This window comes from Peptococcus simiae (genome assembly GCF_046097595.1).
GTDB lineage: Bacteria > Bacillota > Peptococcia > Peptococcales > Peptococcaceae > Peptococcus > Peptococcus simiae.
In genome coordinates, this window is record NZ_JBJUVG010000005.1 from 52,781 (window position 1) to 64,839 (window position 12,059).

The following is a 12,059-nucleotide window of genomic DNA, read 5'->3' on the forward strand; positions in this document are numbered from 1 at the left end:
TCGTTAACATGATAACATGCCCCTGGAAGGATTGCAACCCTTTATCGCTTTATTTGACTAAATTTTTTTTGCCAAGGCCCAAGCATTGAAGAAAAGGCCCCTATATGGTATAATAATGGCCTATCCTTCGGGGGTGTAATGGCTTCGACGGGGGATTGCAAGACCATTGCCTGCGTGTCGAGTTTGACCCGGCCTCGTAAAACGAGTCAAAACAATAACTGCTAAAAACAATAATTTAGCCTTCGCGGCGTAACACCCGTGAACTCTCTGCCTGCTGTGTCTGAGGTGCGGGACCGGAGAGCCAAATATCAGACTACCTGACGGTCACTGCCGGATAGCCGCCGGGGAATTTTATCCGACTCGCCGCAAAAGCAACCTGATGACAGGTGGCTGCGCGGTTAAATCTTAAGTATGTCATCTACACACGTAGACGGTTCTGGGATTGATCTTTCGGACAGGGGTTCGACTCCCCTCACCTCCATATTAAGCAGTCATGATAAGGGAATAGGATTAAAGCCGCTGGCAATAGCGGCTTTTCTTTTTGGCTTACACCGTCAACTCCAGCGCACTATCCAAAAAGGAGACCCTGCCTCAGAAATGAAGCCGGGTCTCCTTTTGAATGCCTTGAAGCAAGGGGCCTTTCCCTCACGACCTTAATCGACCACCGGGGCCCTATCATCGACAGACCGCAAGATGGCCTGCTCGGCGCTGGGGTAGAGATGGTCGCGGCCGATGATGTCTAAAAAGCCGCTCCGTTCCAGGTAACGCATAACAGCCGGTTGGACGCTGGAGACAGACAGCTGGGTCCCCTCCTCTTTTAGGTCTTCAGCCAGCTCCATAAGGGCCTGGACCCCTGACAGGTCGATGACCGGCACCCCCCGCATGGAGAGGATGATGACATCACTATGGGGCATGGTCCGCAGTTTATCCTTGAGCCGGTCGACGACCCCAAAAAAGAGGGTGCCGGTGATATAGACCACCCGGACTTCATTAATATCGGGCACCCGGTCCAGGCCCATGCCGATTTCCTTGAGCCGGGCATTGTCTACGTCGGCAATATTGATTTCCAGCCGGCTCATCCGGGCCACAATAAGGACCAGGGAAAAAACCACGCCGATGATAATGGCCTGGGTCAGGTCCAAGAGCACGGTCGCTGCCAGGGTAATGGTAAACTTGGCAATGCCGCTTTTAAAGCGGTGGGAAAAGATAAAACGGATATTGGACCAGTCATTCATCCGCCAGGCAGTGACCATAAGGATGCCTGCCAGAGCGGATAGGGGAATGGCGGACATAACTGGGGTGAGGATAAACATGGATAAAAGGAGGATAATGCTATGGATAATCCCGGTGAGCCTGGTCCGGCAGCCGGACTTAATGGCCACTGAGGTCCGGGCGATGGCTGCTGTCGCCGGAATCCCTCCAAAGAAGGGGATGACCAGGTTGCCGATGCCTTGGGCGACCAGCTCCCGGTTACTCTTGAGCCGCTCGTCGGTCATTTTTTCCGCCGAGGCCCCACAGAGGAGGCTTTCAACCATACATAGGAGGGCAATGGACAGGGCCGGCATCAGATAATGGGGCCAGGCCAGGGGGTTCAGGTCGGCGAGGGTCAGCCGGTCCTCGAGCAAGAGGGTCCGGGGAATATCACCGACGACGGGCAGCTCCCAGTGGAAAATCCCCTGAAAGACCAGGACGGCCACCAGGGCGATAAGGCTGGAAGGCAGGACAGCATTCCATTTTTTAGGCCAGGCAGCCATGAGAAAGATGACCCCCAGGCCGATGGCAGTGGTTTTCACATCCGGTACGGCCCCGGTTTGAATATAAGAGGCCACTTTTAAGAGGGCCAGGTCGCCTTCCGATTGGAGGCCCAAAAAGTTATCCAGCTGGCCCAGGGCAATGACCGCTGCAATCCCGGAAGTAAAACCGGTAATAACCGAGGAGGGCACAAAGGCAATAAGCCGGCCCAGGCGGAAAAGTCCGGCTAAGACCAGAAGAATTCCTGCCAAAAAGCCGGCCACCAAGACACCGGTGAGCCCTTCTTTGGCAACCAGGGACAGTAAAATGGCCATCATGGCCCCGGTCGGTCCGGATATCTGGTAACTGGCCCCGGACAGGCTGCTGATGACCAGGCCGCCAATGACCGCCGTCACGAGGCCGGCGGCGGCCGAAGCCCCGGCCCCAACGCCAAAGGCCAGGGCCAGGGGCAGGGCCACCGCTGCAACGGTAATACCGGCCATGACATCCTGAGAAAAAGCCGCCCCATTATAGGCCCTAAACTCCCGTCTCAAGTCCTGTGCATACTCCCGGCACAGGGTCCAAGCATAAAATTCTCTCAATCACTGCACCCCTTTTAATTATCGAAACGTACTCATAAAAAGCGCTATAGACTATATCTAGTATCCCCTATCTAAGGAAAAAAAGCAAATTTTAACCCTGTCTTGACCCGGCTTAGGCTTTTGCAAAAAGATAATAAACCCGTAAGGGCTAAATGAAAAAGGCGCCCACCTTTCAGTGGACGCCTTTTGATAGCCTGTTTTTATACAAGTGCTGCTTATTTTAAAACAATCTTATCGTCTACGTAGTCAACGGTAATGGTACTGCCTTCATCAAACTGCTTGGCCAGGATGGCATCGGAAAGGGGGTCTTCAATTTCATTTTGAATGGCCCGGCGCAGGGGGCGGGCGCCGTATTCCGGATCATAGCCAACTTCGCTGATGTGGGCTTGAGCGGCATCGGTTAATTCTAAGGAAAGGTCCATTTCTGCCAGCCGCTTGCGCAGGTCGCCGAGCATGAGGCCGACGATCTCTTTGAGCTGGTCTTTTTCCAGGGCATGGAAGACGACGGTATCATCAATCCGGTTGAGGAATTCAGGTCGGAAGACCTTTTTCACTGCATCCAGAACTTTTTTCTTCATGCTGCTGTAGTCTTTTTGGCTCTTATCTTCTCCATCGGCCAGGGTCGCAAAGCCCAGACCGCCGGCGCCTTTGATTTCCTTGGCCCCAATATTGGAGGTCATGATGATGACGGTGTTCTTGAAGTCGACCACCCGGCCCTGGCTATCGGTGAGACGGCCATCGTCCAGGACTTGCAGGAGCAGGTTAAAGACGTCCGGATGGGCTTTTTCAATTTCATCTAAGAGGATGACGCTATAGGGTTTCCGGCGGACGGCTTCGGTCAGTTGGCCACCTTCCTCGTAACCAACGTATCCCGGAGGCGCCCCGGTGAGCCGACTGACGGCGAATTTTTCCATGTATTCACTCATGTCAATCCGGACCATGTTGTCTTCGTCATCGAAGAGGGCTTCGGCCAGGGCCTTGGCCAGTTCGGTTTTACCAACCCCGGTGGGCCCCAGGAAGAGGAAGCTGCCAATGGGCCGTTTGGGGTCTTTCAGGCCGGAATGGGCCCGGCGGACGGCCTTGGAAACGGCGGTGACGGCTTCATCCTGGCCGATAACCCGTTCGTGCAGGAGGCTTTCCATATTGAGGAGCCGGTCGCTTTCCGTTTCGGTGAGCTTGGTGACCGGGACGCCACTCCAAGTGGAGACCACTTCGGCGACGTCTTCAGCATTAACTTCTTCCGCCTGGCCGGTCTGGCCCTTCTTCCATTCACCTTGGAGGTCCGCCAGTTTGTCCTTGGCGGCCTTTTCCTTGTCCCGGTATTCGGCAGCCTTTTCGTAGTCCTGGGCGGCGACAGCACTTTCTTTTTCTTGGGCATAGGTGCGGATGTCGTTTTCCAGGTCCTTGACTTCCGGCGGAGCAGTATAGGCCTTTAGCCGGACTTTAGAGCAGGCTTCATCGATAAGGTCGATGGCCTTGTCCGGTAACTGCCGGTCGGCAATGTAGCGGTCGGACAGGTGGACAGCGGCATCGATGGCTTCATCGGTAATAGTGACCTTGTGGTGGGCTTCATACTTGTCCCGGATTCCCTTTAAGATGTCAATGGATTCTTCCGGGCTGGGGGCATCCACCATAACGGGCTGGAAGCGGCGTTCCAGGGCGGCGTCTTTTTCGATGTGTTTGCGGTATTCATCCAGGGTGGTGGCCCCAATGAGCTGGAGGTCACCCCGGGCCAGTTCAGGTTTTAAGATATTGGCGGCGTCCAGGGCCCCTTCTGCAGCGCCGGCACCGATGATGGTGTGGAGCTCGTCAATGAAGAGGATGACGTCCTGCCGTTGCTTAACTTCTTCGACGACTTTTTTTAGCCGTTCTTCAAAGTCACCCCGGTACTTGCTCCCGGCAACCAGGTTACTCAGGTTCAGGGTGATGATTTGCTTGTCGCGCAGGAGTTCCGGCACATCGCCGGAAACAATGCGCTGGGCCAGTCCTTCAGCGATGGCGGTTTTACCAACGCCGGGTTCCCCGATGAGGGCGGGGTTATTCTTGGTCCGGCGGACCAGAATCTGGATGACCCTGTCGATTTCCTTTTGCCGGCCGATGACAGGGTCAATTTTCCCGTCTTTGGCGGCCTTGTTCAGGTTGGTGCCGAATTCTTCCAGGCCGCCGCCATTGCCGCCTTCAGGGACTTGCCCATCAGGACCGGGCATTTGGCTGGCGCCACCGGTTTGCCCACCGCCCAGGAGGGCGATAATCTGGGCCCGGACCTTGTCAGCGGTAATGCCCTGGTTGACCAGGACTTGGAAGGCCACCCCTTCCCCTTCGCGGATAATCCCCAAGAGGAGGTGTTCGGTGGCCACATAGTTGACGCCCCAACGGACGGCTTCATCCTTGGCCAGGTCGAAGACTTTTTTCACCCGGGGGGTGATCCGCAGCTGGTTGGGGTTGACCTGGCTAGAGCCCGGTTGAACCATCCGGCTGACATCCTGTTTAATGCGGTCGGCGTCTACCCCGAGAGATTCCAGGGCTTTAGCGGCCACGCCGTGGCCTTCATCTATAATCCCGAGCAGGAGATGCTCGGTGCCCACTGCCGGCTGGTGCATGGCAAGGGCTTCTTGTTGGGCCAAGGCAATGACTTGCATGGCTCTTTCAGTAAAGTTATTTAACATAAGCTCACGCCTCCTTTGTCGAATGATCGACAGGTAAGTGTAGTTGTTGTCTTAATTGACTGGCCCGGAGGGCATCCCTACCCGCTTCATCGGCCGGCTGGCCCTCTTTGAGCATGAGGTAGCCCGGCTGGGCGAGCAGGTAGGCCCGGTCGACTTGGGCCAGGCTGAGGGGGGCCAGGGTCCCGGTGGCTGCGCCCATCCGGAGGGGGGAGAGCAGCTTGTAGGCCTCGGCCGAACTCAGCCGGCGGGCATAGGCACAAATGCCGTAATTCCGCCAGATTTCATCTTCCAGGGCCAGGCCCCGGGATTTGTCCAGGTCTTCCCGGGCCTGGCGTTCGGCAGTGATTAACCGACGGGCGGCCCCTTCCAGGGTCCTGATGATGTCTTCTTCCGTCCGGCCCAGGCTTTGCTGGTTGGATATCTGATAGAAGTCACCAACAGCCTCGCTGCCTTCGCCAAAGAGGCCCCGGACAGCTAGGCCCATCTGAGAGAAGTCTTGGATGAGCCGGAGGCCGCCGGTCAGCCGGAGGGCCGGCAGGTGGACCAAGACACTAGCCCGGAGCCCGGTGCCGATATTGGTCGGGCAGGCGGTCAGGTAGCCCAGCTTTTCATCAAAGGCGTAGGGGCTGGCGGCCCCCAGGCCATCATCCAGGGCATTGGCCCGCTGCCAGGCGGCGCCCAGATTCAGCCCCGGCTCAAAGACCTGGATCCGGAGCTGGTCTTCTTCATTGACCATGACCGAGACCCCGTCATCATCTGACAGCATGAGGGCCCGGTAGCGATCGTCATCCTTGGCCTGGTCAGGACTGATGAAGTGTTTTTCCACCAGGACCCGGCGGACCAGGGCCGACTGGCGGCTCAGGTCAATGAATTGGTAGCCGGGGTGGTCGCTGCAAAAGTCACTGATAATCTTCCAAACCCGGAGGGCACTTTCCCGGTCTTCCCGGTTGGGGAAGGGCTCGGCCTTAAAGTTCCGGGCCAGGCGGATCCGGGAGGACAGGACCACGTCCTTATCCGGCCCTTCACCGCTGGTCCAGGGGCTTTCCGGGGCCTGGAGCCGGTCGACTAAATCAGGCATCGCTGCCACCTCCCTGGTCTTGGTCTGTCTTATCTTCTGCTTGCTCGTTTTCCTTATTTTGATCAATGGGCGCCGCGGCCTGGTTTTCTTCGGCCCGGATTTCATCTCTTAATTCAGCTGCCCGTTCGTAATTTTCATTGGCAATGGCCTCTTTTAAGGCCTGGCGCAACCGGTCAATGGCCCGCTTTTCACTGTAGGCGGTGCTGACTCCTTCCGGCACCTTGCCGACATGCTCGGTATGCCCGTGCAGCCGCCGCAGGAGGGGCGGGATCAAGTCGGAAAAGTGGTCGTAGCATTCGGCACAACCCAGGAGGCCATTTTGCTGGAAGGCCCGCCAGGTCATCCCGCAGGAGGGACAGGGCAGGGGTTCTTGGGCCGATTGGCCGGCGGAAACAGCTGATTCCGGACTGCCGGTAAAAAAGCTATTCATCATCTGAGCCAGGTTAAAGGGCTCGTAGCCGTCATTAAAGAGCTGACTAAAGCCGCCAAGCTGAGATGTTGCCATGCCGACCTTACCCAGCGCCGCAGCGCAGTCTCCACAAAGGTGTTCTTCTGTCTTCTGACCATTGATCACTGAAACGGTATGGTATGTGGCTTGATTGTTATGACAATGTTGACAAAGCATCTCTGTCACCCTTTCTATTTTTCTTCGCTTTGGTTCATAGCGGTACAGGTTGCAATCAATTGTCTGAGCAAGTGGGCCCGTAAGGCTGAGGCTTTTGGCCCTTCAGGCAGGGTCATCACCCGGTCCTTAAAGATGGACCCGAAGAGGTCCGCTGTCCGGGCCGGCAGGAGGTCTGCCTCGACCAGGCGTTTTAAGAGCCGCTCCCCTTCCCTTTCACTGATCGCATCACCGACAGCTTCCAGGAGGGCCTGCATATCATCCCGGCTTTCCAGGGGAATGGCTACAATACGGACATAACCGCCGCCGCCCCGCCGGGTCTCAACCAGGTAGCCATCCATTAATGAAAACCGGGTCGCTAGGACATAGTTAATCTGGGAAGGCACACAGTCAAAGAGTTCTGACAAGAGGCTCCGCTGAATTTCTAGCATCCCGGCCTCCTGGTCTGCCAAACGTCTTTTCAGGTAAAGCTCAATCTCTTTGGATAAACTGGCCACAAGCTCACCTCCTTTGTGGTATTCAGGCTTTTTATTTTTGACCTTCTCTGACGTTAACTATATTTTACCATCTTTGACCTTTCTTGTAAAGGGGCAAAGGTCAAAAAACGTCAAATTATTTTCATTTTCTTTTATAACCGTCTGTCTCCTGCTTTAAACAGGATTTTTTCCCTGCCCTTTATCCCGTTCTATGGTATGATTAAATAACCGATAAGATGAAAGGAGGACCCTCTCTTGAATGAAGTGATCCAAGACAAGCTGACCAACTTGCCCAGCTCCCCCGGCGTCTACCTGATGAAAAATGCCGAGAACCAGGTCATCTATGTGGGCAAGGCCGTCAACCTGCGCAACCGCGTCCGGTCCTACTTCCGGACCCAGCCCCGGGAGGCCGTTAAGACGAAGGCCCTGGTCCGCCACATCGAGGATTTTGAATATATCGTGGTGGGGTCGGAAACAGAGGCCCTGGTTTTAGAAATGAACCTCATAAAAAAATACAAGCCCCGCTACAATATCAACCTAAAAGACGGGAAAACCTACCCCTATGTCCGGATCACCAAGGAGCAGTGGCCCCGGATCTTCGTCACCCGCCATGTAGTCCGAGACGGGTCCCGCTACTTTGGCCCCTACCCCAATGTCTATGAACTCCGGCAGATTATCAATATCCTCTACCACATCTACTGCTGGCGGACCTGCAGCAAGGCCCGGTTTAACCAGGGCGAGGCCTGCCTCAATGCCCACATCAACCTCTGCGATGCCCCCTGTGTTGGCGGCATTAGCGAAGAAGCCTATGGGCAAATGGTCAAGGAAGTGGCCCGGTTCTTTAGCGGTAAAACCGAGCACCTGGAGGCCGAGCTCCAGGCCAAGATGCAGGCAGCCAGCGACCGGTTTGAGTATGAAGAAGCCGCCGTCTACCGGGACCAGCTCAAGGCCATTGACCACCTGAATGCCCGGCAAAAGGCCTCCCTGCAAACCAATGACGACCGGGATATTGTCGCCATGGCCCGGAATGACTGGGGGGCCGTCATCCAGGTCTTCTTTGTCCGGGCCGGAAAAATCCTCGGCCGGGAGTCTTATCCCATGCGGCAAATTGGCCAAAGCAGTGATGATGAAGTCTTATCCAGCTTTCTCAAACAATTTTACCTTTCCCAGGAGCGGGTCCCGCCGACTATCTATATCGACCGGAAAACCAGCGATACCGAGGCCCTGGCCGCCCACCTGACGGAAAAATTTGACCGCCGGACGACCTTCCATGTGCCCCAGCGGGGAGACAACAAGGCCCTGCTGGACCTGGTCCAAAAGAATGCCCAGGAGGCCCTCAGCAAGTGGCGGCTCTCCCAGGATGAAAAAAAGGCCCGGACCGAGGGGGCCCTGGCCGACCTAGCCGCCTACCTGGACCTGCCGGACCCGCCCAACCGGATTGAATGCTATGACATCTCCAATATCCAGGGAAGCGATTCTGTCGCCTCTATGGTGGTCTTTGAAAAGGGGCGACCTAAAAAGGACCAGTACCGGCGCTTTAAGATCAAGACCGTCGAGGGGCCCAATGACTTTGAGAGTATGTTTGAGGTCATCACTCGCCGCTTCCGCCATGCCAGCCAGGAACGGGCTTCAGATAAGGACGAGGGCCGCTTTTCCCATTTGCCGGACCTGGTCATCATTGACGGGGGCAAGGGCCAGCTGGGCTATGCCCGCCGGGCCATGGCCAATGAAGGCTATAGCGCCATTCCCACCTTCGGCCTGGCCAAGCAGGAGGAAATCCTGGTCCATGAGGATGGCAGCGAAACCCGGATTCCCCACGATACTCCGGCCCTCTACCTCATCCAGCGGATCCGGGACGAAAGCCACCGCTTTGCCATCACCTACCACCGGTCCCTCCGGGGCAAGCGGCAACTGGCCAGCATCCTGGACGATATCCCGGGCATCGGGCCGAAACGCCGCCAGTCCCTATTGACCTACTTTGGCTCTTTTAGTAAAATTCAAAGTGCAGACGTAGAGGACTTAACCAAGGCCCCCGGGATTAGCCCGGCCCTGGCCCAAACCATCCATGACTACCTCCGCACCCACCAAGATTTACAGGCGCGGCTGCGTCTGAAGAATGCCCGTCCGTAAGGCTTGTCTCGAAAGGATGAATAGCAAATGAAATCTTTTATAGTGCGCCTGGGCGCCTTTGCCCTGGCCCTTTACCTCACCGCAACCTTAGTGGACGGTATTTATTTTGATTCCATCGGCGCGGTGATTATGGCCGCGGTGGTCCTCTCCATCTTAAACGCCATCCTCCGCCCCATCCTCTTACTCTTGACCCTCCCGGTCAATGTCCTGACCCTGGGCCTCTTTACCTTCGTGGTCAACGGGCTCATGCTCAAGGTGACCGCCTTCCTGGTCCCGGAAATGGCTGTGAGCGGCTTTTGGACCGCCACCCTGGGGGCCCTCATCCTGACGGTGATTTCAAGCTTTATCACCTGGGTGGTTTCCGAATAATTCCTGATAGACCAAGACCCTGACCCGCTTACCGGGCCAGGGCCTTTTTGATTTTCCCTTTCTTGTAGCCATAAAAAAAGACCCCGGCGCCGGTCTAGCGCTGGGATCTTTTTTGAAAGAGGCCTGCCTCTTATTTTCTTTTAGCCAAAAATCCCTTTCACCCGTTCCAGGAAGGATTGCTTGGGATTAATAAGACTATCAATTTCTTTCTTCAAGACGGCACCGTTCAGGGCACCGGGCAAGGCATCCACAAATTCGCCTTCACGAATGAAAACCGATTGGGGCACGCCAACCAGGTCCCAGGATTTGAAAATCTTCCGGGCATCCGGCTGCAGCACGTCCATATGGTAAAAGGTCACCGGCTTACCTTCGGCCTTGTATTCTTCAGCCACCCGATCTACAACGGGTTCTAATTTTTTGCAGACATTGCAAGATTCTTTAGTAAAGACAATCACGCAGGTTTCCTTGTCCTCTTTAATAGCCCGATTGTAGACCGCCTGATCCATTTCAGGTATATTCATCAGAATCCCTCCCATTTTATAATATCTCCTATCTGTATTCTACCTGTTTTAGGCCTGAATGACAAGGTGGCAGGGCCTAAGCTTCTGCTTGTAGAAGCTGCCAGGTTGCAACCAGGTCTTTCAAGGCCGCATAGCTGCTGACCTGGGCCAGCTGGCCACGGAAGTGGCCGGCGCCGGGCAGGCCCTTGACATAATGGCCCAGGACCTTTCGCAGTTCCCGCATGGCGATATTTTCGCCCTTGTCCTCAATGGCCAGGCGGGCATGGGTTAGGATGAGGTCAGCCCGGTCATCGGGACCGGGGTCCGGGGGAATGGGGTCGCCGGCATAGGCGGCCGCCAGTTGGGCAAAGAACCAGGGTCGGCCCAGGGCGCCCCGGCCCACCAGGGCCCCGGCGGCCCCGGTGGCTTCCAGGATGGCCGGGCCATCGGCCGGGGTCAGGACGTCCCCATTGGCATAGACGGGAATGGTCACTGCCTCAACGACCCGACGGATGGCGGCCCAGTCGGCCTGGCCGCTGTAATAGGCCTGCCGGGTCCGGCCATGGACGGTGATGAGGGAAACCCCCGCCGCCTCCAAGCCGGCGGCAAAGGCTTCCAGGTCGTCCAAAGGCTTGTCCCAGCCCAGGCGGATTTTAACGCTGACTGGCACGTCTACGGCATTGACCACAGCCCGGGCCACCGCTACCGCCTGGTCCGGATTTTTAAGGAGGCCCGAGCCTTCCCCGTGGCCGGCCACCTTGGGCACCGGGCAGCCCATATTAATGTCAATGGCTTGGGCACCGGCGGCAACGGCCAGGGCTGCCCCCTGACCCATGATGGCCGGCTCACTGCCAAAGATTTGAACGGAAATAGGGTCTTCTTCACCGGCGGTATTCAAAAGGCCGGCGGTTTTTTTATTGTGGTAGACCAGGGCCTTGGCACTGACCATTTCAGTGATTTGCCAACCACAGTCGTAACGGCGGGACAAGCGTCGCATGGCCCGGTCGGAAAAACCGGCCATCGGCGCCAGGCCAAAGGGAGACTTAGGCTGCATTGTCTTTCTCCGGTGCAGAGGAAATCCAGCCCCATACAGCGATGGCTGCCATAACCCCGAAGAAGACCACTTGCCAGGGGATTGAATGGGGGAAGGTTTCCGGCAGGATACCCACAGCCGGATGGGCCAGGGTGACCACAAAGAGCTTGATCCCTACCCAGCCGACCAGGAGGAAGGCTGCCTTTTCGAGCTTGGGCCGTTGGTCCAGAAGCTTAACGAAAACCGTGGCCGCAAACCGCATGAGGATGAGTCCGGCCAGACCGCCTAAGAAGACGACCAGGAAGCGACCGGTGTCAAAGCCCCCAATGTGGGAGTGACCCAGGGGCGGCAGGCTCATGGCAATGGCCACCGCCGCCAGAATGGAGTCGACGGCAAAGGCAATGTCGGCCAATTCCACCTTGCCGACGGTTAGCCAGAAGGTCTTACGGGAGTACTCTTTCTTGACCGGCTCCTTGAGCAGGTCTTCCGGCGAGACCTCTTCGTCCTTCTTGCTGTAGGCATGGAGGTTTTTCCCGGCGACATAGAGGAGGTAGGCCCCACCAATGGCCTGGGCCTGCCAGATATTGGCCAGGTAGGAAATAATAAAGAGGGCCCCAAAGCGGAGGACAAAGGCCCCAACCAGGCCATAGAAGAGGGCCTCATTCCGGTGGTTTTCCGGCAGGGGCCGGACCATGACCGCCAGAACCAGGGCGTTATCGGCGGACAGCAGGCCCTCCATAAAGACCAGGATGAGAAAAACCGCCAAGTAGCGCAAAAGCAGGGCTGTATCAAAGTGCGACAAAAAATCTAAAACCATATCTATCCCCTTTCTGTGTCTGCTTGAGGGCATAA

General features: G+C 56.5%; 10 protein-coding genes, 1 other RNA gene and 1 pseudogene. 3 read left to right on the top strand and 9 right to left on the bottom strand.

Going from position 1 to position 12,059, the window contains the following annotated elements; translation table 11 throughout:
- The first annotated feature begins 129 nt into the window (after positions 1-129).
- Positions 130-484, top strand: a transfer-messenger RNA (tmRNA) gene (ssrA, locus tag ACKQTC_RS04835).
- A gap of 169 nt (positions 485-653) precedes the next feature.
- On the opposite strand, the gene ACKQTC_RS04840 is transcribed toward ssrA, so the two are convergent.
- From ACKQTC_RS04840 to ACKQTC_RS04860, 6 genes and pseudogenes are all read right to left on the bottom strand, one after another.
- The gene (locus ACKQTC_RS04840; RefSeq protein ID WP_408977306.1) at positions 654-2,333 is read right to left on the bottom strand and encodes a SulP family inorganic anion transporter; all 1,680 of its coding nucleotides are present in this window, start codon (positions 2,331-2,333) and stop codon (positions 654-656) included.
- 215 nt (positions 2,334-2,548) lie between these two features.
- Positions 2,549-4,999, bottom strand: coding sequence for an ATP-dependent Clp protease ATP-binding subunit (locus ACKQTC_RS04845; RefSeq protein WP_408977307.1), 2,451 nt, complete (start codon positions 4,997-4,999; stop codon positions 2,549-2,551).
- A 4-nt stretch (positions 5,000-5,003) separates the two neighbouring features.
- The gene (locus tag ACKQTC_RS04850) at positions 5,004-6,077 is read right to left on the bottom strand and encodes an ATP--guanido phosphotransferase (protein ID WP_408977308.1); all 1,074 of its coding nucleotides are present in this window, start codon (positions 6,075-6,077) and stop codon (positions 5,004-5,006) included.
- Entirely contained in the window at positions 6,070-6,582 is a 513-nt protein-coding gene (locus tag ACKQTC_RS04855) for a UvrB/UvrC motif-containing protein (protein ID WP_408977309.1), read from the bottom strand. Before ACKQTC_RS04855 ends, ACKQTC_RS04850 begins: the two co-directional genes overlap by 8 nt.
- Before the next feature lie 36 nt (positions 6,583-6,618).
- A pseudogene (locus ACKQTC_RS09260) lies at positions 6,619-6,702 on the bottom strand (UvrB/UvrC motif-containing protein); the annotation flags it as partial.
- A 14-nt stretch (positions 6,703-6,716) separates the two neighbouring features.
- A complete protein-coding gene (locus ACKQTC_RS04860) occupies positions 6,717-7,196 on the bottom strand; it encodes a CtsR family transcriptional regulator (RefSeq protein WP_408977310.1) in 480 nt (159 codons plus the stop codon).
- A gap of 243 nt (positions 7,197-7,439) precedes the next feature.
- On the opposite strand from ACKQTC_RS04860, the gene uvrC reads away from it, so the two are divergent.
- Positions 7,440-9,305, top strand: coding sequence for an excinuclease ABC subunit UvrC (gene uvrC, locus ACKQTC_RS04865; RefSeq protein ID WP_408977358.1), 1,866 nt, complete (start codon positions 7,440-7,442; stop codon positions 9,303-9,305).
- A gap of 27 nt (positions 9,306-9,332) precedes the next feature.
- A complete protein-coding gene (locus ACKQTC_RS04870) occupies positions 9,333-9,674 on the top strand; it encodes a phage holin family protein (RefSeq protein WP_408977311.1) in 342 nt (113 codons plus the stop codon).
- Between the two features lie 140 nt (positions 9,675-9,814).
- Here the strand turns inward: ACKQTC_RS04870 and ACKQTC_RS04875 are convergent, their stop codons facing one another.
- From ACKQTC_RS04875 to ACKQTC_RS04885, 3 genes are all read right to left on the bottom strand, one after another.
- Positions 9,815-10,195 (bottom strand): thioredoxin family protein, encoded by a 381-nt coding sequence (locus ACKQTC_RS04875; RefSeq protein ID WP_408977312.1) that lies wholly within the window; start codon positions 10,193-10,195, stop codon positions 9,815-9,817.
- A gap of 76 nt (positions 10,196-10,271) precedes the next feature.
- Positions 10,272-11,228 (bottom strand): tRNA dihydrouridine synthase DusB, encoded by a 957-nt coding sequence (gene dusB, locus ACKQTC_RS04880; RefSeq protein ID WP_408977313.1) that lies wholly within the window; start codon positions 11,226-11,228, stop codon positions 10,272-10,274.
- Positions 11,218-12,024, bottom strand: a complete 807-nt coding sequence (locus ACKQTC_RS04885; protein WP_408977314.1) for a TerC family protein — start codon at positions 12,022-12,024, stop codon at positions 11,218-11,220. The genes dusB and ACKQTC_RS04885 overlap by 11 nt, the downstream gene beginning before the upstream one ends.
- Positions 12,025-12,059 lie beyond the last annotated feature (35 nt).